The following is a 24502-nucleotide window of genomic DNA, read 5'->3' on the forward strand; positions in this document are numbered from 1 at the left end:
TTGTCAGGTGATTAACCTTACTTATAATCAGTGGATTAATGAAAAATAGTCAGCAAACGGGCCGAGGGCAAGTGCCGGAAAAAAGGACAGTGCCGTGATGATCAGGATGACGGCAAAAATCATCAGCCCGAAGGTAGCTGTATCGACCGGCAGCGTACCGGCTGATTCGGGAACGTACTTTTTACGGGCCAGCAACCCGGCAATGGCAACCGGACCGATGATCGGGATAAACCGCCCGAGAATCAGGATGATACCGGTGGTGTAGTTCCAGAAAAAGTTATTGTCGCCCAGGCCTTCAAATCCGGAGCCGTTGTTGGCGTTTGAGGAGGTCATCTCGTACAGCATTTCCGAAAAGCCGTGAAACGAAGGGTTATTCAGCCAGGCCGATGGTTTGACAGCCCAGTCAGCATCCCCGTATTGCAGGAGTATCCAGCAGGCAAGTGCCGTACCGCCTTTTACCAGCAGGGCACTGAGCAGGGCCACCAGTGAGGCAATTTTGATTTCACGGGCCTCAACTTTACGTCCGAACAGTTCCGGCGTACGGCCAACCATCAGTCCCGCCACAAACACACTGATGATCAGGAAGTAATAAAAGTTGAGCAACCCGGCACCAACCCCGCCGTAGAAGGCATTGACCATCATTCCCAGTAATTCCATGGCACCCGTCAGCGGCATCGACGAATCGTGCATGGCATTCACCGAACCGGTCGAAATAATGGTCGTGACAATACTCCAGTAGGCTGAAATCGGGGTGCCAAACCGGACTTCCTTTCCCTCCATTGCACCCGCAGCCTGGCTGATACCCAGTTGAGTAATGGCCGGATTGCCATGCATTTCACTGGTAATCGCGGGGATTAGCAGCAGGAGAAATCCAGCCGTCATCACCCCGAAAATCATCCAGGCAAACTTCCGGCGGTTGATAAAAAAGCCGAGCGCAAATATCATGGCAATCGGAATCACCACCTGCGCAATCAGTTCGACCATGTTGGTCAGGTAGTTCGGGTTTTCGAGCGGATGCGCCGAGTTGGCCCCGAACCAGCCACCGCCATTCGTGCCCAGGTGCTTGATGGCGACAAACGCAGCTGCCGGACCACGGGATACTGACACCGTATCGCCCTGTACCGTGGTTATGGTATCCTTGCCGTCGTAGGATGCCGGTGTGCCGTTAAAGGCCAGAATGAGTGCGACGATCAATGAGCCGGGTAACAGGACCCGTGTAATTGACCGCACAAACAGCGTATAGAAGTTGCCGACGGTTTCTGTTTTTTCGGGCAGGAATGACCGGAATAACAGCACCGCTGCCGCGATACCGGTGGCTGCTGATACAAACTGCAGGAACATCAGTACCGCATGCTGGGTCAGGTAGGTAACCCCGCTCTCACCCGAGTAATGCTGGAGATTGCAGTTTACCAGAAAGCTGATCGCCGTGTTAAACGCCAGGTCAGGCGTCTGGGATGGGTTGCCATCCGGATTCAGCGGCAGGCTTCCCTGATTCAGCAGCAAAATAAAGGCATATACCAGCCACACCGCGTTGATGGTCAGCAGTGCGATCAGATTTTCCTTCCAACCCATTTCGCGGGTCGGGTTTATGCCGCCGATGCGGTATATCAGTCGTTCGAGCGGCAGAAAAAAATCAAACGAACCCGATTTAGTCAGCGGTGCGTTTTTAAAGACGCCGGCCAGGTATTTTCCGAGGGGAATGGCTAACAACACAGTTAGTCCATACGTGACCCAAACGCCAATCCATTGAGTTGACATAATTGTACTACTTAAAATTTTTCAGGTTGAATCAGCACGTACAGCATGTAGCCCATGACGAGTAGTGCGATGATAAAGACGAGCGTAATCATAGTTGTTATGGTTAAATTTTTTCGAACCAGCTAATGCATGCGTAGAAGAAAGCGAAACACAAGACGGCGGTTACAATGAGGAGAATGAGCGTTTCCATTGGCTTTAATTGTTTGGTGTGGAGATGTACCAAAGGAGTGCCAAAGAGGAAATACTATAGATAAGTACCTGAATACCTTATTTTTAATAAAAACAGTAACACATAAATGTTCTTCATTTTCTCAAAATAAGAAGCTGACTTTCTCATTTTGAGAAGCTTGTAAACTAAAACATCCAGGAAGTTTTTGAACTTCCTGGATGTAGATCTCCTGAAACTCCCCGAGGGTTTAGAACCCTCGGGGAGTTGATTATCCAATCTCCAGATTATCCAGCATCCAGACCATCCGGAACAGTTAAAACCCGTACTCGTCAATTTTGCGGTATAAGGTGGCCAGGGAAATCCCCAGTTTACGGGCAGCATCAGGTTTATTGTTGGCACTCAGTTGCAGTACCCGTTCGATGTGGCGACGTTCCAGCGAGGCCAGTGACAAATCACCGTTGTCTACCGGATGGTGCTGCTGTATATCTACCGGCAAGGCATCGGGAAGCAGTTGAATGGTGTCGCCCTGAACCGGCGCCAGGATCACGGCCCGCTCGATGACGTTTTTCAGTTCGCGGATGTTGCCCCGCCACGGGTGTTGCTGCAGCTGCGTAAGAAATGCAGGACTAACTTCGACGTGCCGCTTACCCAGTTTCCGGACATTCTGCCGGGCAAAGAATAAGGCCAGTTCCGGAATATCGGTGATCCGGTCACGGAGTGCGGGAAGCTGAACGGTAAACACTGATAGTCGGTAATAGAGGTCCAGCCGGAAATGATGCTGATCGGCCTCTTCCTGCAGGCTTCGGTTAGTAGCGGCAATCACCCTTACATCTACCTTTGTCGGTTTGGTATCCCCGACCCGCAAAAACTCGTGCGTTTCCAGGACCCGAAGCAGTTTTGCCTGTAAATCAAGGGGCATTTCGCCGATTTCATCCAGAAAAATAGTGCCTTTGTTGGCCTCCGCAAAAAGACCTTTCTGATCTTTGGCCGCACCGGTGAACGCGCCGGCCCGATGGCCGAACAGTTCGCTTTCCAGAATATCCTTGCTGAGTGCGCCGCAGTTGATAGCCACAAACGGCCCCTGCCGGCGACTGCTGCCATAGTGAATCGCCTGCGCAAAAACTTCTTTCCCCGTACCGGTTTCGCCCGTAATCAACACGGTTGTTTCAGTAGGGGCTACTTTTTTAGCCAGCTCAATCGACTGGCGCAGGGCCGACGACGAGCCGATAATCTGGTCAAACCCGTATTTTTTACTGACTTGATTTTCCAGTTGCTGAACACGGAACTGAAGCAGAGCCTTCTCCGATGCGCGGCTTACCAGTGGTATAATCCGGTCGTTGTCATCGCCCTTGGTAATATAATCAAAAGCCCCGTTTTTAATGGCCGTTACCCCGTCGCTGATGGTACCATACGCGGTCAGCACAATCACTTCGGTTGCAGGATACAATTGTTTGATCGTAGCAGTCAGCTCAATGCCGCGCCCATCGGGTAATTTCACATCGCTGATGACCACATGTACCTCCTGCCGTTGCAGCACCTGCAGGGCAGAACGGACATTTTCGGCTTCAAGAACCTGATACCCCTCGAGCTTCAGAATTTGCGCCAGCAATTGCCGCAACCGTGATTCATCATCAATAATTAACAGAGTAGTATCCATTCGTAATCCGCAACATGAGGTAAATTAATCGCCCGATCCATAACCGGATCCGGTAACCGGACGCAGGTTTCAGATTACAAAGATTTTTCAAAAAACTTTCTCCGGACAAGTGTGGGGTAAAATAGTAAAACTTTGTCTTCGAAATAGCCTATTTTCAGGATAGATATACGGAGAACCGGTTATCGTCTCCGGATCTGATAAAGTTAATAGGGTCAGATTAGTCCTTTTCCGGTAAAGGCCTGTAATTCCGGGTAGCCTGCAGCACGTAAAACAGTATGATGTAAACCAGACGTATGAAAGCATTAAAACAAGACCCGCAGGATTCAGACCAGTCAACCGGCAGATTACAGGTATCCGACATCGGGCAGGAAACAAAGGTTATCAGTGATGAATACCTCATTCAGCGGGCATTTATAGCCTCGCCGAAAAAGGGATTCGAGCTGCTGTTCCATAAGTATTACACCAACCTTTGCAACCACGCCATCCGGTATGTGTATTCAAAAGAGCTGGCGGAAGATATTGTTGCTGAAGTGTTTACCAATTTCTGGAACAATAAGGTGTTTGACTCCATTACGTCTTCCTACCGGGCTTACCTCTATACCGCGGTCAAAAACCGCGCCTTTAATACCATTAAGGCCGAACTGAACCGTAACCAGCCGCTGGATACCACAACGGAAGACGACGGGATTGCCGGATCGCTCAATGCGCTCCGTCCGGATGAAATTCTGCATTACCACGAGCTGAGCCGCAAACTGGAGACCGCCATTCAGCACCTGCCGAAGCAGTCACGGAAGGCGTTTCAGCTGAACCGTCTCGAAGGAAAAAAATACGTGGAAGTTGCCAGTGAAATGCAGCTGACAGTGAGTGCCGTTGAGCGGCTGATCAGCCGTGCCCTTGCCCGGATCAAGGAAGAACTGAAGCAGGACTACCTGATCAGTCTGTATTTATTTATCATTTCGTCTCTTTAAATCCATACACCTGAACCACATATGAATCAGCCATTAAGCCAGAAAATCATATTCGATTATTTTGATGGAAAACATACTTCGATCCAACGGAAAATGATCGAGGAATGGCTGCATCAACCAGAGAATAAAGAGCTGTTCTACCAGTTGCTCGATGAATGGGAAGCGCTGCATCCACAATACCATTTTGATGCTACGCATGGGTTCAATACCATACAGCGGAACATTGCGGAACCGGTACAGGATACTGAAACAGACACAACGGGTACAGGATCAACGTTTCGCCTGATCAGGCCGGTTCTTAGCTGGCTGGCAGCGGCCTCGGTTATGCTGATCGGACTATTCTGGGGCTGGCAGGAATACACGAAACCAAATGCGCCGACTTACGAACGACTTGCCCGTACCATTAAACAGCAAAGCGGGGAGGTATTTGAAAAGGAAAACCTGAGCAACAAGCCGCTTCTGGTCAATTTACCCGATAAGAGTTCGATTCTTCTCGAACCCGGCAGCAAAATCAGTTTTTCGCCTAAGCTGTTCGGGCAGCCGAAACGGGAGGTCGTCCTGTTGGGTGAAGCTTTTTTTGAGGTTACCAAAGACCAGAAACGGCCGTTCATTGTGTATGCAAACCAGCTGATTACGAAAGTATTGGGCACCAGTTTTACGATCAGTACCAAACGTGGCCGGTCAGAAGTAGCGGTCAAATCCGGTAAGGTGGCGGTTTTCCTGCAATCGGATACGGAAAAAGAACAGAAGCTAAGCGGCAATACCCTGAAAGGACTGGTTATTCAGGCCAATGAGCGGGTCAATGTCGGCCAGGATCAGTTCACCATCCAGGAGGTAAAGTCAGTAAAACCGAATACACTGACCCAGACCAGTTTTTCATTTGATGAAGCACCTGCCAACGAAGTTATTGACCGCCTGAAAGCCGCTTATCACGTCGATATTGTCTATGATCCTGTTAAGCTCTCGCACTGTAAACTGACGGCGTATCTAACCGATGAACCGTTGCTCGAAAAGATCGAACTGATCTGTATTGCCATTGAAGCCACTTACCGCGAAGAAAACAACAAAATTATCATTACTGCCAATGGATGCCGTTAACCAACCCGAAGCATGCTGGTGCAGAGACGGATAACGCTCTGTTTCCATACACGAGCCTGCACCTGACACATTGTACACTAATCTATTCTTTTTCCTATGAAATACCTTTTCCAATCCGGTAGGTCAGCCAGTTCGCTGGTGCGGCTTACGCTACTTCCCCTGCTCTTTCTGCTTGTATTTGTAGGAGTATCCTTCGCTTATGACGGTTATTCTCAGGAAGTACTGAATAAGCGGATCACCTTAAAACTCGAGAACCAGTCGATCAAGCGTGTACTGAATGAAATTGAGCGGAACGCTGAGGTAAAGTTTATCTACAGCCCGACGCTGATCCGTTCGGACCGGAAATTAAACCTGAACATCGACAATCAGTCGCTGGGCGACGTGCTGCGGAACGTCCTGAACCCGCTTCAGCTCGGATACCGCGTGCTCGGCAAACAGATTGTACTGAACCGCAGCGAACCCAAAGTCGGACAACTTACGGAAGTACAAAAGGAACCCATCGTTGCAGCCACGGCCCCGCTTGACATTACCGTCAAGGGGGCCGTTAAAGACGATAAGGGAGAGGCCATTGTCGGTGCCAGTATCATTATCAAAGGCACCAGCAAAGGCACAACGACCGATATTAACGGTGCGTTCTCGCTCGCGGTCCCAAACGAAAGTGCCGTCCTGATTGTCAGTTTTATCGGCTATGAGTCGCAGGAACTGGCCGTTGGCAAACAGACTGTTTTTGATGTTCAGCTGAAAACCGACCTTAAACAGCTGGAAGAAGTCGTTGTGGTGGGCTATGGCGAAATCAAGAAAACCGACCTGACCGGTGCGGTTGCCTCAGTGCAGACCAAAGACATTGTCAGAGCCAACCCCGTTATGGCTTCAAAGGCCGTTCAGGGGCAGGTAGCCGGCGCCACCGTTACTAAATCGAGCAACAAACCAGGTGCTCCCTACAACATCACCATTCGCGGGGAGAACACCATCAATAACTCTACCGAGCCGCTTGTGGTCATCGACGGGCTGATGGGCGGTAACCTGAATACCCTGAACCCAAACGATATTCAGTCGATGGACGTTCTGAAAGACGCCTCATCGACAGCGATTTATGGTGCCCGCGGCGCAAACGGCGTGATTATCGTTACAACTAAAAAAGGTCTTTCCGGCAAACCACGGATCAGCTACGACAGCTACGTTGGTGTGAAGGTACCTGCCCACAAACTGAGACTGCAGACCAGCGAAGAGTTTTACAAGTCGACATATACCGACCGTGTCCTGGAAGGTTCGACAGGCGCTACGTTCAGTGCGGCCGAGATGGCCAATATCAAAGCCGGTAACACGACCGACTGGGTTGACCTGATTACGGGTCCGGGTGTGCAGACGAGCCAGAATATCAGCGTGGCCGGTGGCAGCGAAAAAACAACCTACCGGGTATCCGGCGGTTACCTGAGCGAACAGGGTAACGTTCTGTACACAGGCTACAAACGCTACAACATGAATGCCGGTCTGGACAGTAAACTGGGAAAGCTGTTTAAAGCAGGATTCACCTCTTACGTTTCCTACAGCGACCAGAATGTCGGTTCGCAGGAATCACTGCGGAACGCCTACCGCGCCCGCCCTACCGGCACGGTTTATTTCAGCGATCTGGCCAACCCGTCGGAAAACAGCGATTTCAGCATCGACGGCTATGCCTACTGGATGGGTATCAACGATAAGCAGGTTCCGAACCCGCTGGTCGATATTCAGCCGCAGACTTCTAAATTACAGACCACTAATCTTTCCGTTCTGGGAAATGCCTATGTGGAGTTTGCACCGGTTAAGGGACTGAGCTTCAGAACATCGATCTCGGCGGCATATACCACCGACCGCATCGGTGATTTTCGGGGACAGTGGTCAAAATCACAGATCGGTAGCAAACCACGGGCTCAATATGACAGCCGCCTGATGGGCAGCTACACGCTGGATAACATCCTGACGTATAACCTGGATCTCGGCCGGCACAAAGTAACGGTAACGGGTCTGCAAAGTGCCTTCTACCAGCGTAATGAAGCCTACCAGATTGCCGTGAAGGACCTGCCGTTTAACTCAGACTGGTACGCCCTCAACACCGGCACCGTAACAGCCATCAACAGTTCACTGGTAGAGCGCTCCCTGCTGTCGTTTATGGGTCGGGTGAATTACTCCTTTGCCGATAAATACCTGTTAACCGTTACGGGCCGCTCAGACGGCGCATCGCAGCTGTCGGACGGCAACAAATGGGCATTTTTTCCGTCGGTAGCGTTAGGCTGGCGTATTGGCGATGAGGCCTTTATCCAGAACCTGAATGTTTTTTCGAACCTGAAACTACGCCTGAGCTATGGTCAGGTCGGGAACGCAACCATCAACCCCTACAGCACCCAGGCAACCCTGCTGAATACCGGTTATGACTTCGATGGAACAGCGGCTTATGGCTTTGCCCCGGCTAACCTCGCCAACAAAAACCTGCGCTGGGAACGGAGTAAGGAATATAACCTCGGGGTTGATTTTGGTTTCTTCAAAAACCGGATTGCCGCGTCGCTGGAACTGTATGACCGGAAAACCGTTGACCTGATCCTGAACCAGAAAATCCCGACCGTTACGGGTTATTCGCAGGTGGTTGCCAACGTCGGGCAGATTCAGAACCGCGGTGTTGAGCTGACGCTGAATACCGTTAACATTGCCAGAAATGATTTCAGCTGGAATTCGACAATCACCTTTACCCGCAACCGCAACAAACTGCTTCAGCTGTATGGTGATGGTCAGCAGGTTGATAAAGGCAATAAACTGTTTGTGGGCCAGCCGATCCGTGCGAACTTCGACTATAAATTCGACGGTATCTGGCAGACAGCCGATAAAGATCTGGCTACAAAATACAAGCAGGTTCCGGGCTCGGTCCGGGTTGTTGACCAGAACAATGACGGACAGATTTCGTCAACGGAAGGCATCGATGACCGCGTGGTGTTAGGTACGCAGTTGCCGAACTTCCTGACGGGCCTCACAAACCGGTTCAAGTACAAAAACGTTGACCTGTCTTTTTTCATTTACTACCGGAACGGAACCCAATACTATAACAGCACCCTGTCGGGAACGATGGGAGAGGTAAGCGGTACACGGTATAACCGCCTGGCGAGCCTCGATTACTGGCGGAGCGATAACCCTTCGAACACATATTTTGGTGTCGTAGCGGCCAACCCGTACCGGAATGCCATTAACTATCAGGACGCCAGCTTCCTGCGGGTATCCGATATTACAGTAGGCTATACGGTTCCGAAAGGGCTGATGAACAGCTGGAAACTGGCGAATGCGCGGATTTACGGACAGGTGAATAACCCGTTTGTCTTTACGAAGTACATTGGCTTCGATCCTGAATTCAATTCGGCCATTTACCAGGATGACGTTCCGTCGATGACGTTTACGCTTGGTGTTAACGTCAGCTTCTAACCCAACTCAGACACTCCCATGAAATCTATATTTTCGATCCGGACTTCTGCCCTCGCCATTGCCTTTTCAGGGCTGATTGCGGCTGGCTGCAAAGACGATTTTCTGACAGAAACACCGGTTTCTACCCTCACCACCGATGTCTATTACAAAACCGAGGCTGGTTTTGAGGATCTTGTCCGGGCTTGCTACCCGTTACTGCGGAATATTCACCAGAACCGCTCGCTGGTATTGAACGGGACCGACATTTTCTCGCAGGCCGGTTTCAGCGACCCTAAATTTGCCACGCTCACGGTTAGTCCGCTGGAACATTACGATGTACGGCTGAACGCTACACTGACTGAAATTCAAAGTCTGTGGACGCTGCTGTACGCCGAAATTGCTCGGACGAATACCGTGCTGACACGGGCCGATGGCATAACCACCATGGCTCAGGCCACGAAAGACGCACGAATCGGTGAGGCAAAATTTTTGCGGGCGCTGAGTTATTTTTACCTGGTTCAGCAATGGGGCGATGTACCGATGCCGCTGGTGGAGACTACCACGGCCAGCAAGGAGGCCAATCGCGTTGCCGCCGCCGACATCTACAAACAGATTCTGAATGATCTGGTGGATGCTGAAGCAAAGTTGCCGGTAACGGCCACCAACTACGGCCGTGTGACAAAGGGCGCCGCCCAGTTCCTGCTTGCCCGCGTGTACCTGACCCGTGGCTGGAACTTCCAGAACTCGCTGGGTGGCTCACAGGCCGATTTTGACCAGGCGCTCCAGTATGCCGACAAAATTATTGATGCCTACCCGCTGGCGGCAACCTACAGCGCCCTGTTCCCGACCCATTCGGAAAATCCGTTGAAACAGTACACCGGTGCCCAGAATGACAAGAATGCCGAAATCGTGTTTGCGGTTCAGTATAACTCCGACGTGCTGACCAACAAAACCGATCCGGCTTTTACGCAGGACGCGGCGGGTGGCAATAATCAGCACTCCGTATTCGGCGGCAGCGGCGAAGGTTATCCGGGCACGAAGGGACGTACCAGCGACTACAACCGCCATCAGCCGTTCCACGTTACCAATCCCGCGGCCTACCGGATGTTTGATCCGGACATCGATTCACGCTACGACTGGAACTTTGTGGAGGTGGGCTATGCATTGCAGGCTGTTTCGGGCTTCAAACCCCTGCCAACGGTAAACGCCAACCTGAAAATTGATATCAAGGCCGGCGATACGGTGGTTTATTTCCGTCCATGGAATAAACCTGCCCTGTCCCTTGCCGAGCGTGGTGTTGATTATGGCGGCAAGAAAAACTACTCGGTCGTTAACCTGGAAGAATACGGCGGCGGTTACGGGTTTATTAACGGCAGTACCGTGAACGTCAGCGGCTTTCCGGGAGACTATCCGATGATGTGGAAATTCTGGCAGCCGGGCATTGCCTACGGTGATGCGTTCGGTACCTTTAACGAAGCCGTCTTCCGGTCGGCAGAAGCCTATCTGATTGCAGCAGAAGCCATTGTCAAAGGGGCTAAAAACGGTAAACTTGGTGGTGCAGAGGTTTATTACAACAAAGTGCTTGACCGTGCACTGACCAAAAAAGGTGTTGATCCGCTTTGCGCCAAAGCGCCTGAGAACCTTAAATCGCTGGAAACCGTCTCGTACCGGGCTACGGCGTCAAACATCACTGTCGATATGATTCTCGATGAGCGGGCACGTGAACTGATGGGCGAATACAGCCGGTGGTTTGACCTGAAACGGACCGGCAAGCTGGTTGAACGGGTTAAAAAATATAACCCGTGGGCGGCGAAAAGCGCCTCTATTGCCGATAAACATAATTTACGACCGATTCCGCAGAGCGAGATCGACTTGTCGTTCCCGGCGATGAAGCAGAATCCGGGGTATTAACCAGCAATACCTACTCAATCTGAATACCGGGAGAGAGCCTGAAAACCTCTCTCCCTTTTTTGTGCCCGAACTATTGTTAGCCCCCATACATTTCCTGAATTATGAATTACTTCACATGTATTCTCGCACTCGGATTCAGCATCCTGACTGCCGAATCCAATGCCCAGTGGAAAGACCTCTTTAACGGTAAAGACCTCAAGGGCTGGGTGAAACGCAACGGCAATGCTGAATATAGGATCCAGAATAACGCCATTGTCGGTGTTTCACAACTGAATACGCCAAACACATTTTTATGTACCGAAGCCCTTTACGGTGACTTTGTGCTGGAAATGGATGTCAAGGTGGAACCCGGTCTGAATTCAGGTATCCAGATCCGGAGCATTAGTGATCCGGCTATCAACAACGGCCGCGTGCATGGCTACCAGGTCGAAATTGATCCCGGTAACCGGGGCTGGAGCGGCGGGGTGTACGACGAGGCCCGCAGCGGCTGGCTCTACCCGCTGTCGGTTAATCCATCAGGACAGAAAGCCTTTCGCAGCGGTCAGTGGAATCAGTACCATATCGAAGCGGTTGGTCCGCACATCAAAACCTGGATCAACGGCATTCCCTGCGCCGATGTCTGGGACAATCAGACGGCACGCGGGCTCATTGCCTTGCAGGTGCATCAGATTAAGCGCGAGGAGCAGGTTGGCCTTACCGTGCAGTGGCGTAACATCCGGATTGCGACCGAAAACCTCAGCGCCGTTCAATGGCAGCAAGGCCCTGAAATCCGTGAAATCAGCTACCTCCCCAACCAGTTAACGGAACGCGAAAGCCGGCATGGCTGGCGGTTACTCTGGGACGGGAAAACGGCAAAAGGCTGGAAGCTGGCCAACGCCGATCACTTTGCCGATGCAGGATGGGCCATGCAGGACGGTATTCTGAAAGTGCTTGGTTCAAAAAAAGACAGCGTCCGTAAGGGAGGCGATATCGAAACGGTTGATACGTTTTCCAACTTTGAGCTGGAACTGGATTTTCGGTTAACAAAAGGCGGCAACAGCGGCATCAAATACTTCGTAGTGGACGATCCGGCCAAAAAACCGGGTACCGGCCTTGGTCCCGAATTTCAGATTCTGGATGATAACGTGCACCCTGATGCCAAAGCCGGCGTTAACGGAAACCGGACAACCGCTTCACTCTACGACCTGATTACCTCTGAAAACCTGTCGGAGGGAAATACTGAAAAGCGGATCAGCCAGCCCGGCAAGTGGAACAAACTGCGGATTGTGTCGCGGGATGGCCATGTAGAGCACTGGCTGAATAACCTGAAAATGGTCGAATACGACCGCTTTTCGCAGATCTTCAGAAACCTTGTCGCCAAAAGTAAATACAGTACGTACCCGAATTTCGCGCAGGCCCCGGCCGGTCATATCCTCATTCAGGATCACGGCGACGAAGTACACTTCCGGAGTATTAAAATCAGGGAACTTGAGTAAATGAATGTTCTGAAAGCTATGAATCGACGGCAGTTTGTAAACCTGAGTGCATCGTCAATCGGATTGGTTTCGATAGCGCCATCATGGGCATGGGCAAGGTCAGCACCGCAGAAACCAGCCTGGCTGCTGGACTGGATCCGGATTAATGATCAGCAACTGGCCAGTTACCGCCCGTTAAAGGTTACCGATCAGGCCAGCCCGTTTGTTGGTGGGTATATGAACGATGCCGAAATGCCTAACCCGCATACGACCAGCGGCTTTCTGATGAAAGGGAGTATGTTATATGCCACCCCGGAGTCCACACATTTTACGTCTGCCGATCTGCTCCGTGAACTTACCGAAGCCGCATCGGCACTGGTTAAGATGCAGCACAGTGACGGCACCATTGACCTGCTGGACACCAATTTTCACTCAACGCCCGATACGGCTTTCGTGCTCGAAAATGTGGTACCGGCCTACAGGTTTCTAAAACCCATGAGCGGTACGGCAAAAGCTGTACAGGCGATTGAACGGTTTATCCGGCAAGCGGGTGAAGCGCTGACTGTCGGCGGCATCCATACACCGAATCACCGCTGGGTGGTCGGGGCGGCGCTGACGAAAGTGCACGAACTGTTCCCGGATCCGAAATACCTGAAACGCATTGACCAGTGGCTGGCCGAGCACATCGACCTCGACCCTGACGGACAATACACCGAAAAAAGCACTAATACCTACTCGCCGATTGTCAACCGCTCCCTGATTATTATGGCGCGGGGGCTCAATAAACCGGAACTGCTCGAACCCGTCCGGCGGAACCTGATGATGACCATGTATTTCGTGCATCCCAACGGTGAGGTGGTTACCGAAGCCTCAAACCGGCAGGACAAAGGCACAATTGCCAACATGGCCCGGTATTATTACTGCTACCGGTTCATGGCTTTGCAGGATAAAAACGGCGAAATGGCTGCCATGTGCCGGTTGATTGAAGCGACCTGTCCGAAAGATCAACTGGCTGGTTATCTGGACTATTTTCTGGAAGACCCGTCGCTCTGGCGCGAACTGCCGGCCTCAAAACCACTTCCGGTTAATTACGCCAGAGCCTTTCCTTACTCGGGGCTTGTGCGCATCCGGCGCGGCGCGAGGGACTGTACGCTGCTCTCCAGCAACACGACGTTTCTGACCTTTCACAAAGGCAATGCGGTATTGCAGGGTCTTCGGTTCGCGACCTCGTTTTTTGGCAAAGGCCAGTTTCAGTCCGAAAAAGTGGAACAGACACCCAACGGCTGGACACTCCGCCAGTCGCTGACGGGGCCCTACTACCAGCCGCTGCCACCGGACAAAATCGACCCAAACGGTGATCTGGACAAAGCGCCGCGATCACTCCGGCAGCAAAGTGAGATTCAGAAACTTGAATCGGTGGTACAGGTATCGGAAACGGTATCGGGCATTGAGGTAACGGTTACCATTTCCGGTACCGAAGGTGTACCCGTAACCTTGGAGCTGATTTTCAGACCCGGCGGTAGTTTTTCAGGGGTGACGAAGTACACAAAACGCGAAAATACCTGGCTGCTTTCGGGTCAGGAAGGGACCTATACCGTGGGTACCGATGTGCTCCGGTTCGGGACCGGCAAGGTACTGCACAAAGGCATTCTGTTACGGGGAGCGCTGCCGCCAATGGACGCACCGGCGGTATACATCACCGGCTATACACCGTTTACGCACCGAATCCAATTTTCTTGAAAAGGAAGCCAATCGACTCATAATTAATCTTTTACCACATGGAGCACTTGAGAAATAAAACTATGTTTTTTATGTGGCTATGTGATTAAAATATAACAACCTGATTATCATGCTCAGAAACTTACTTTTACTGTTACTACTGATCCCTCTTACCGGCCGGACCCAACCTGGCCGGACCCAACAAAAAGATTACCGCATTAACCAGTTCGGGGCGGTTGCCGACGGAGAAACCAATAACGCCCTGGTTATTCAGAAACTGATCGATAAAGTTTCGGCTTCGGGTGGCGGACGGGTCATTGTGCCGCCAGGGAATTTCGTCACCGGAACCTTGTTCCTCAAATCCGGCGTTGAACTGCACGTCGAAAAAGGTGGGCGACTGCTTGGCTCACCGAATCGAAAGCACTACGACAATAAGCCTGTCACCGACAAAAAATCACCGGCAGACCCCGTTGAGCTGAACGACCGCGTGGCCTTGATTTCGGCCCGAAACCAGACGAACATCGGTATCTCCGGCCAGGGTGTCATCGACGGACAGGGGCAGGAGCTGATGCTGGACATCTTCAACAAGCTCCGTACCGGCGAGATGAAGCAGGACAGCGCCTGGATCGTCAAGCGCCCCGGTCAGGGACGGGCGTTTCTGATCAACATCGTTGGTTGTAAACAAGTAACGGTGAAAGACATAACCCTGAAAAACTGCTCGGAATGGGTGCAGGATTACCGGGAATGTGATAACGTGCTGATCGACCACATTACTGTACAGAGCACAACGTACTGGAACAATGACGGGCTTGACATTACCGATTCTAAAAACGTGATTGTCAGGAATTGCTACATCAACTCATCGGACGACAGTATTTGCCTCAAATCCGAAAACCCGGCCAGTGCCTGCGAAAACATAACCATCGAAAACTGCACCGTCCGCTCCAGCGCCAACGGCCTGAAGTTTGGAACAGCCTCCCATGGCGGCTTCCGGCACATCAAAGTCCGCAACCTGACCGTACTGGATACCTACCGCTCCGCTATCGCCCTCGAATCGGTAGATGGCGGCACCCTGGAAGATGTCGACATTCAGCATGTTACGGCCAAAAAGACGGGCAACGCCATTTTTATCAAACTCGGTCACCGGAACACAAACGGCAAGGTTGGGGTGCTGCGTAAGGTCTATATTGCTCACGTAAACGTAGAAACCCCGCTGCACAAACCCGATCAGGGCTACCCGATTGAAGGCCCGCCGGATCACCTGTCGCCAGGGGTGGATAAGATGCCGAAGCGGCCGTCGAGCTATCACATTTACGGGCATCCGTGGTTGCCCTACAACCTGATTCCGTCGTCGATAACGGGGGTTCCCGGGCATCCGGTTCAGGATATTGTGCTGGAAGATATCACACTGACCTATGGCGGTCGTGCCAATAAGGCCATTGCCCATATTCCGCCGGACAAAATCACGACTGTACCCGAAAATGTGGACCGGTACCCTGACTTTTCTATGTTCGGCGAATTACCTGCCTGGGGGCTTTACATGCGCCACGCCGAAGGCATTCAGTTCAAAAATATTCAGATTAAGTACCTGGAAGAGGATTTCCGGCCCGCCCTCGTCTTTGATGATGTAAAGAACATTTCGCTGTCGGATGTCCGGATTCCGGCGGCAAAGGAAATGCCGGTTGTTTTGCTGAATAACGCGGTTGATGTGAAAACCAGCAACCTGAAACTACCGGCCAATGAAACGAATGCGATACAACGCAGTAATTACCCGTAAACTATGAAGTCCTTTATCACCTGTGTCGGTGCCCTTTCGGTGCTTTTTTCGCTGCACGCACGGGCACAGACCAAAAGCAGACAACCGGTGGATTACGTGAATCCGATTGTCGATTGTGCCAACTCGCGCTGGTTTTTCTTTAACTCCGCTTCCCGCCCGTTCGGCATGGTCAACCTCAGCCCCGACAATGCCGTAAACGCCGATTGGGGCGCTGGTTACCGGTATCACTCCGACAGCATCAAGTGCTTCAGCCATATTCACGGCTGGCAGTTGTCGGGGGTACCGGTTATGCCTACGACCGGTGTATTCAAAGGGCACTTAGGCGCAGGGCAGTATGGTTCACGTTTCTCCCATCAGAAAGAAGTGTTTAAGGCGGGGTATCACAAGGTTGTTCTGGACGCCTACAACATAACCGCCGAGCTGACCTCCACTACCCGCGTGGGCTTTCATAAATACACGTTTCCCGCCTCGGCACAAAGCCATATCCTGTTTGATTTTGCCACATTTCTCGGGCCTTCTGATACACAGAAAGGGTTTGTGAAAAAGGTCAGTAACCGGGAGATTGAGGGGTATGCCATCATGGCCCCGACCATCCGGCGCCCCAAAACGTTGACGGTATTCTTCGTGGCTACCTTTGACAAACCGTTCGATTCGTTTGCCGGTTGGCGGCAGGGCAAACCGGAAGCTGCCGGTCAGCAGATTGAGGGCGAGAAGGTCGGCGCCTATGTCTCGTTCAAAACCAAAGCAGGCGAAGTCCGAAAAATGAAGGTGGCCATTTCGTACGTCAGCGAAGAACAGGCCCGCCTGAACCTGAACACCGAATTACCGCACTGGGATTTCGAGAAGGTCGTTCAGGAAAGCCGCACCGACTGGAACAATTGGTTGAGCCGGATAGAGGTCGACGGTGGTTCGGATACCGTTCGCAGCCGTTTTTACACCGATCTGTGGCATGCCTTGCAGGGCCGCCGCATTATTTCGGATGCCAACGGCAAGTACTCCGACATGACCGGGCCGGAACGCCGCATCCGGCAAATTCCGCTGGACGCCGCCGGTAAGCCGAAATTTAACCACCACAACTTCGACGCGATGTGGGGAGCACAATGGTCGCTGAATACCCTCTGGCACCTCGTTTACCCCGAAGTGACGGAATCATTCATTAACTCCATGCTGCTGATGTACGACGACGGCGGGCTGATACCGCGCGGTCCGGCAGGGGGGAACTATACCTTTGTGATGACCGGCGCCTCGTCTACACCCTTCATTGTCAGCGCCTACCTGAAAGGCATCCGTGGGTTTGACCTTGAGAAGGCCTATGCCGGTATGCGGAAAAACCATTTTCCCGGGGGCTTAATGAGCAAGGCCGGTTACGAGCATAACACCTTTAAGGGCGGTGGCATCGAATTTTACATGGATCGGGGCTACATCCCGCATCCGATGAGCGAAAAGCGGTACGGCTTCCATCAGGACGGGTCAACGCAGACGCTGGAATATGCCTATCAGGATTATACGCTCGCGCAGATGGCTCAGAAACTGGGCAAAACGGAAGACTATGCCTTGTTTATAAAGCGGTCGCAGAACTATAAAAACATCTATAATCCGGAAATTGGCTGGATGTGGAACCGGACACTGGACGGCAAATGGGCAGAACCGGTTGATATTCTACGGTACGACAACGGCTGGGAGGAAGGCAATGCCGCGCAATACACCTGGTTTGTGCCCCACGACGTCCCGGGGCTGATCGGTCTCATGGGAGGAAAAGAGGCCTTTACGCAGAAGCTGAATACCTCTTTCGAAAAAGCACAGACGCATGACTTTGTTTCCGGCAAATCGCACGACAAGGAGACGCTGGAACAGTACCGGCGGGTGTTTATCAACTACGGCAACCAGCCTTGCATGCAGACGCCCTGGCTCTTCAATTATTCCGGCGCACCGTGGCTGACCCAGTTCTGGACGCGCCAGCTGATTGACAAGGTCTACAGCGGTATTTCGCCCGACTCAGGGTATAGCGGCGATGAGGATCAAGGCCTTATGGGTAGCCTGGCGGTTCTGCTGAAAACCGGCATATTCTCCACTAACGGCGGAACGTCACCCGAACCATTCTATGAAATCGCCAGCCCGATTTTCAATAAAGTCACGTTTCACCTGAATCCGAAATACTATACAGGTAAGACGTTTACCATCGAAACACGGAATAATTCAGCCAGTAACCTGTACATCCAGTCGGCCACGCTGAACGGCAAACCCTATAACAGCCCGTTTGTGAAACACAACGAACTGGTTAGCGGCGGAACGTTAAGGCTCGATCTTGGCCCCCGGCCTAACAAGCAGTGGGGAACGGCGAATTAAGGGTTGCTGGATGCTGGATAATAGATTAGATACTTTTACGGGATGAGATGTTTCCTTTTGTCATGCTGATGTAGGAAGCATCTCATCCCCCTTATTTTGCATTGCATATTTAATAATTCAACCCCCGTCATTCTCAACTGACAGAATACCATGGTATCCTAAACCACCTCTTTGAATCAGAAAATTAAATATCCATAAAATCTAAATTTTTATGAAAAATAACGTGGGGTAGAGCGCCTGAAAACTGTCCTTAGGATATGCGTTACAAAAAAACTTTTCCCACAAAACACGGCCTGACCACACTAACCACGAGTGCTCTTAACCGGCAGGTGTTAACGCTACTATTCACGCTTTCGCTATCGGTCGTACTCGCTGACAGTCCATACCAATGGAAAATAAAGGTCAGTGTGTCGCCGGAAATGCAGAAAGCCTATTTGAAAGGCGGGCGGTTGCTGCTCCACGTCACCAGCCAGCGGGAACGCGAACCCAGGAACCGGTCTGAAATTACCATCGGCATTACGCCCGACAACTGGGATGGGAAACAGGCATTTGTCATTGACACCCGCGCTAAATCGCTTCGGACGTCCGGCCTGGATAAACCACTTGGGAAGCCGGACGCTAAATACTGCTTTCAGGTAGTGTATAAACAAAATCCCGACGACGGGCAGGAAAATGTCCCCGGCAACCTGTACAGCAACATTGACTCCGTTCAATTGACGAAAAAACTGTCGCTGAGCCTGACGCTCAACACCCTCATACAACCGGTGCCGGTTATGGACCATAAGCTGGTTAAACTGGTAACGATCCAGAGCAAGCTGCTGACGGCATTTCGGGGCCGGCCGGCGCAGTTGAAGGCGGCCGTGCTGCTGCCTTCCGGGTATTACGACAATCCCGCCAAAACCTATCCGATCTGTTACCGCATACCTGGTCTCAACGGCCGCTATACTGCCGTTAACACCGTTTTTGGCAACAAGGAGTTTGCCGACTGGTGGCTCTCGGGACAGGCCCCGGAGGTCATTTATGTATTCCTGGATTCGCAGGGGCCATTCGGCGACACGTATCAGGTCGATTCAGAGAACAATGGCCCCTGCGGCCGCGCCCTGACCGAAGAGCTTATTCCTGAAATTGAACGGCAGTTCCGATATAATCCCGCCTCAAAAAAACGGTTCCTGACCGGAAATTCGACGGGTGGCTGGGTGTCGCTTGGTTTACAGATTTTTTATCCGGACTTCTTCGACGGCACATGGTCCTACAGCCCCGATCCGGTTGATTTTGAGCACTATGGGCTCATTAACATTTACAGTGATAAAACCATTTTTTACAACCGTTATGGTTATCTGCAACCCGGGCGGCGTACGACCAACGGCGAACCAACCTTTTCGATGAAGGACTGGATTGCCAACGAAAATGTGGCCGGCCGTACGAATAATTACCTTATTTCCGGCGGTCAGTTCGGGGCATACAACGCCGTTTTTGGACCGAAAGGCGCAGACGGGCTACCCTCACTGATGTTCAACCCAGACACCGGGGAAATCGACCATGCCATCGCGCAACAATGGGAAAAATACGACCTGAAAAAAGTGCTGGAACGCAACTGGCCAACACTAGGGCCTAAACTACAGGGCAAAATCTGGATCTGGATGGGCGATATGGACGGGCTGTACTCCAACGTGGCAACGCGTTATCTGGAAAAGATGATGAGTAAAACCGAAAACCCGAAGTCCGACGCAAAAATCAGGTTTACGGCCATGGCCGGTCATGGTCAGGAATGGAGCGACAAAGCCGTGCTGACCATGATCGCCGAAAAAACGAAATAGGCTATGTAAAACGGAATGATATTCCGTTCCTGGTACTCCCTGAAACGGAATATCATTCCGTTTTACATTAGACAATACTGATTATGAGATATATACATTTACTATATTTATTGGCAGTGTGTTTTTCCGGTCAGGTTCGGGCGCAGCAGACGCGGCCGGTCTGGCTCGATGAACTGAACATAAAGTCATTTTCGGAAGGCATTCCGGCGGTGCTGGGCAAAACCAACGCAGCCGGCGATTCGATGCGCATTGCCGGTAAACACTTTACCCACGGGGTCGGCGTGAACGCAACCAGTATTCTGGCCTTTTACCTCGACGGCCATGCTTCCTCGTTTTCGGCCCTTGTCGGAGTCGATGACCTCGGCAACCGCGATTTACCCCATACTTTTTACGTAATCGGTGACCGCAAAATCCTGTTCGACAGCGGCGAAATGCGGCTGGGCGACGCCCCGAAACCGGTGAATGTGTCACTGACTGGTGTAAAACGCCTAGGACTGCTGGTCAACGTGAATGATGCCGGCCGGACCAAGGTGTATTCGAACTGGGCCAATGCGCAACTGGTCATGCAGGGAAGTTACCTGCCCCAAAACATACCCAATGATGGAGATCGCTATATTCTGACGCCGCCATCGCCCAAAACACCACGCATTAATTCCCCTGCGATTGTCGGGGCAAGACCCGGAAATCCGTTCCTGTATACCATCTTAGCCACCGGTGACCGCCCGATGAGGTTCAAGGCAAAAGGCCTGCCCAAAGGGCTGTTACTGGACGAAAACACGGGCATCATTACCGGCAAGGTAGCCACTCGTGGGACGTATACCGTTCAGCTCACTGCTCAGAATGCACCAGGCCGGTCCCAAAAGACCCTGACCGTTAAAATCGGCGATACCATCTCCCTGACCCCGCCCATTGGCTGGAACGGCTGGAACTCCTGGGCCCGGAACATCGACCAGGAAAAGGTCATTGCTTCGGCCGACGCCCTCGTCAAAATGGGTCTGAATCAGCACGGCTGGACCTACATCAACATCGACGATGCCTGGCAGGGTAAACGCGGCGGGCCGTACAATGCCATTCAGCCCAACGAAAAATTCCCGCGCTTCAAAGAAATGGTTGACTATATCCACTCCCTTGGTTTAAAAACCGGCATTTATTCCACCCCGATGATTACCAGTTACGCGGGCTATGTCGGCGGTACCTCCGATTTCGAAGACGGACATATCACAGACGAAATCATTGCCAATAAGCGTGCCTTCCGCTACGTCGGGAAATACCACTTCGAGCAGAATGACGCCCGGCAGTTTGCCGAATGGGGCATTGATTACCTCAAATATGACTGGCGCATTGAGGTACCTTCCGCCGAACGCATGGCGACGGCATTGCGGGAGTCAGGACGGGACATTCATTACAGTATATCCAATTCGGCACCGTTTGAGCATGTTCGGGAGTGGGCACGGCTTACGAACAGCTACCGTACCGGCCCCGACATCCGCGACAGCTGGAACAGCCTGTTTGTTTCGGCCTTCACCCTCGATAAGTGGGCGCCCTTCGGCGGTCCGGGCCACTGGAATGACCCCGACATGATGATCGTCGGCAACGTAACGACCGGCACCCAGCTGCATCCGACCCGGCTTACCCCCGACGAGCAGTATAGCCACGTCAGTTTGTTCAGCCTGCTGGCAGCACCCATGCTCATCGGCTGCCCCATTGAACAACTGGACGCCTTCACCCTCAATCTGCTGACCAACGACGAAGTGATCGCCATCGATCAGGACCCGTTGGGCAAATCAGCCCGCCTGATCGAGGACAAGGATGGCATCCAGATCTGGGCAAAACCACTGCAGGACGGGTCATATGCCGTAGGCTTGTTTAACGTCGGTGATTTCGGCAAGACGCCCGAATCTTACTTCCGGTGGGGCGACGAAACGGCCAAAAAGTATACACTCGATCTGACAAAGATTGGTTCTTCGCGTAGATATACGCTTCGGGATGTTTGGAGACAAAAAGACCTTGGTATTTTTACAGGAATTTTCTCAACAGAAATCCGCCATCATGGCGTTGTGCTGTTGCGGATGTTTCCCGGAAAATAAACTCATTAACCAACATGGCTCCAAAAAGACCATTCAAAGTAGTTATTACCCTGCTGGCCGCCTTTTCGGTGGTACTGGCAGGTTTCCAAAACAATACCTATGAAATTCCCCGTTTTTCACCGGCCGATTACACGGTGGAGGATGGATTTGCCCTGAGTTTAATTGCTTCGGAACCGTTGTTGACGGCGCCGGTCGGGCTTGATTTTGATGACGAAGGCCGCATGTGGGTAGTCGAGATGATCGGCTACATGCCCAATCTGGAAGGCATCGGTGAAGAAGAACCCAACGGCCGGATTGTCATTCTGGAAGACCGTAATAAAGACGGTGTGGCCGACAAGGCTAAGGTGTTTCTGGACGGGCTGGTGCTGCCCCGGTCGGTTGCGCATGTGTATGGCGGGCTGATGTACGTGGATGGTCCTAAACTCTGGTTTGTCGAGATTATCAATGACAAGCCTGGCAAGAAAACCCTGGTTGATCCGGTTTATGCCGAAGGAGGCAATGTGGAGCATACCTCAAACGGCCTGATGATGAACATTGATAACTGGATCTATAACGCCAATTATAATTTCCGCTACCAGCGCCGGAACGGAAAATGGATAAAGGAACCAACGACTGACCGTGGCCAGTGGGGAATTACGAAAGACAACTTTGGCCGGTTGTATTACAACAACAACTCGACCAATTTACAGGGAGACTACGTGTTGCCGAATAAGGTCATCCGGAACAAATATTTCAAACCGATGCTGGCCGAGCACCAGCGACTGGCCAGTAACCGGGTGTTCCCGATTCACCAGACATCGGTTAACCGCGGCTACCAGCCGGGCGTGCTGGACGAAAAAGGGTACCTCAGAGAGGTCACCGCCGCATGCGGGCCACTGGTCTACCGGGGCGGAGCGTTTCCGGCGGCGTACAACCAGAATGCCTTCGTATGTGTACCTGAAGCGAACCTGATCAAGCGCAACGTACTTGAATTTAAACCGTTCCAGACCAGTGCCCGGCAAGCCGTCGACGGCAAGGAGTTTATTGCTTCAACTGACGAAGGGTTCCGGCCGGTCAACCTGTTTACCGGTCCCGACGGTGCGGTTTATGTGGTGGACATGCACCGGGGTATCATCCAGCACAAAGCCTATATCTCGCAGTACCTGACCGAGCAGCTCGCGGCCAAAAAGCTGGACACGTTGCAACACGCCGGCCGCATTCTGAAAATTACCAGCACAACTGCCATAGGCAGTCCGGTTCCTGATCTGACCAAAGCGACGGGTCCGCAGCTCGTCACGTTACTGAGCCATCCGAATGGATGGGTACGTGACCGGGCACAGCAGCTGTTGATTCAGAAAAAAGACCTGACCGTTGTCAATCAATTGATTACACTGGCCAAAGGACAGAACGACCTGTTATCGGCGGTGCATGCACTCTATGTGCTGGACGGACTGAACGCCCTGACGTTTGACCGGCTGACCGCCATCATCAACGCTTCGAAGCAGCCGGAGACCATTGCCCATGCCGTAGGTTTACTAGAACGTTTTGCGGCCAAAGAGCGGGTGGCTGCCATGAAATCGCTGTCTGAAAACCTGATGGCGCGCAACAACGAAACCATTGACCTGTACCTGTCGATGGCCTTGTCAGGCTGGATTAAGGTATCAGACGCTACCTTCCTGCCTGTCTTGTCCGCAATTGAGAAGAAATACGCAACGCAGCGGGTTGTGCAGGAGGCTGTTACCAGTGCGCTTGACGGGAAAGAGGAACAGTATCTGGCGTCGATGAACCCGACGGATGGGCTGAAAAATACCCTGAATACGACAATCGGCAAACGGCAGCGGAAAGAGATGAACTCAATTTATGTTGTCCAGACCAACGAAGTTGACAATCGTACACGCGGCCTGAAACTTTACCGGAGCATTTGTGCTACCTGTCACGGGGCCGATGGCAAAGGCATTCAGGACCTGGCGCCTCCGCTCAAAGGCTCGGAATACATCGACGGCTCGATGAAGCGGCTGGCAGCTATGATCCTGCACGGGGTGAGCGGGCCGATTACGGTTAACGGAACCGTTTACCGGCTCAACAACGAAATGCCGGCCCTGCTTAACAACAAGGACATCAGCGATCAGGACATTGCGGACATCATCCGCTTTACCCAGAATGCCTTTGCGAAGCAGGGGAAAAACATTTCTACTGCTGACGTGAAACTGATGCGGGATAAAAAACCGGTCGGTACCGGTGTGTATACCGAAAAACTATTACTCGAAACCGATTTTGATAAATAGGCCAGTTGTCATTGGTCAGTAGCGGGCATTGTCCGTTCGTTGAAGGCAGCCGGC

14 protein-coding genes are annotated in these 24502 nt (G+C 52.0%); 11 read left to right on the plus strand and 3 right to left on the minus strand.

The genetic code is table 11. The annotated features are described in order from the left end of the window. Nucleotides 1-27: 27 nt before the first annotated feature. The 3 genes from kdpA to AC23NW_RS16595 form a co-directional block, all read right to left on the minus strand. Complete coding sequence (gene kdpA, locus AC23NW_RS16585; protein WP_487450752.1) at nucleotides 28-1758, minus strand: potassium-transporting ATPase subunit KdpA; 1731 nt, start codon at nucleotides 1756-1758, stop codon at nucleotides 28-30. A gap of 11 nt (nucleotides 1759-1769) precedes the next feature. Then, nucleotides 1770-1850, minus strand: coding sequence for a potassium-transporting ATPase subunit F (locus AC23NW_RS16590; protein ID WP_293843506.1), 81 nt, complete (start codon nucleotides 1848-1850; stop codon nucleotides 1770-1772). Between the two features lie 390 nt (nucleotides 1851-2240). Next, entirely contained in the window at nucleotides 2241-3584 is a 1344-nt protein-coding gene (locus tag AC23NW_RS16595) for a sigma-54-dependent transcriptional regulator (protein WP_487450753.1), read from the minus strand. A 293-nt stretch (nucleotides 3585-3877) separates the two neighbouring features. Here AC23NW_RS16595 and AC23NW_RS16600 point away from each other — a divergent pair, with 293 nt between their 5' ends. The 11 genes from AC23NW_RS16600 (at nucleotide 3878) to AC23NW_RS16650 (ending at nucleotide 24448) form a co-directional block, all read left to right on the plus strand. Continuing rightward, nucleotides 3878-4552, plus strand: a complete 675-nt coding sequence (locus AC23NW_RS16600; protein WP_487450754.1) for an RNA polymerase sigma-70 factor — start codon at nucleotides 3878-3880, stop codon at nucleotides 4550-4552. A 93-nt stretch (nucleotides 4553-4645) separates the two neighbouring features. Then, nucleotides 4646-5650 (plus strand): FecR family protein, encoded by a 1005-nt coding sequence (locus AC23NW_RS16605; RefSeq protein ID WP_487450755.1) that lies wholly within the window; start codon nucleotides 4646-4648, stop codon nucleotides 5648-5650. A gap of 96 nt (nucleotides 5651-5746) precedes the next feature. Further along, nucleotides 5747-9094, plus strand: a complete 3348-nt coding sequence (locus AC23NW_RS16610; protein WP_487450756.1) for a TonB-dependent receptor — start codon at nucleotides 5747-5749, stop codon at nucleotides 9092-9094. An 18-nt stretch (nucleotides 9095-9112) separates the two neighbouring features. Next, complete coding sequence (locus AC23NW_RS16615) at nucleotides 9113-10984, plus strand: RagB/SusD family nutrient uptake outer membrane protein (protein WP_487450757.1); 1872 nt, start codon at nucleotides 9113-9115, stop codon at nucleotides 10982-10984. Nucleotides 10985-11085: 101 nt separating this feature from the next. Next, nucleotides 11086-12459 carry a 3-keto-disaccharide hydrolase gene (locus tag AC23NW_RS16620; protein WP_487450758.1) on the plus strand — a complete coding sequence of 458 codons (1374 nt, stop codon included), beginning with the start codon at nucleotides 11086-11088 and terminating at the stop codon, nucleotides 12457-12459. 18 nt (nucleotides 12460-12477) lie between these two features. Continuing rightward, nucleotides 12478-14178 (plus strand): hypothetical protein, encoded by a 1701-nt coding sequence (locus tag AC23NW_RS16625; protein WP_487450759.1) that lies wholly within the window; start codon nucleotides 12478-12480, stop codon nucleotides 14176-14178. Nucleotides 14179-14287: 109 nt separating this feature from the next. Further along, on the plus strand, nucleotides 14288-15934 hold the full coding sequence (locus AC23NW_RS16630) for a glycoside hydrolase family 28 protein (RefSeq protein ID WP_487450760.1): 1647 nt from the start codon (nucleotides 14288-14290) through the stop codon (nucleotides 15932-15934). Nucleotides 15935-15937: 3 nt separating this feature from the next. After that, nucleotides 15938-18280, plus strand: coding sequence for a GH92 family glycosyl hydrolase (locus tag AC23NW_RS16635; protein ID WP_487450761.1), 2343 nt, complete (start codon nucleotides 15938-15940; stop codon nucleotides 18278-18280). A 257-nt stretch (nucleotides 18281-18537) separates the two neighbouring features. Then, nucleotides 18538-20097, plus strand: a complete 1560-nt coding sequence (locus AC23NW_RS16640; RefSeq protein ID WP_487450762.1) for an alpha/beta hydrolase-fold protein — start codon at nucleotides 18538-18540, stop codon at nucleotides 20095-20097. A gap of 83 nt (nucleotides 20098-20180) precedes the next feature. Further along, the gene (locus AC23NW_RS16645) at nucleotides 20181-22184 is read left to right on the plus strand and encodes an NPCBM/NEW2 domain-containing protein (protein WP_487450763.1); all 2004 of its coding nucleotides are present in this window, start codon (nucleotides 20181-20183) and stop codon (nucleotides 22182-22184) included. Nucleotides 22185-22198: 14 nt separating this feature from the next. Further along, the gene (locus tag AC23NW_RS16650; protein WP_487450764.1) at nucleotides 22199-24448 is read left to right on the plus strand and encodes a DUF7133 domain-containing protein; all 2250 of its coding nucleotides are present in this window, start codon (nucleotides 22199-22201) and stop codon (nucleotides 24446-24448) included. Nucleotides 24449-24502: the final 54 nt, after the last annotated feature.

The organism is Arsenicibacter sp. R0_47, assembly GCF_057652235.1.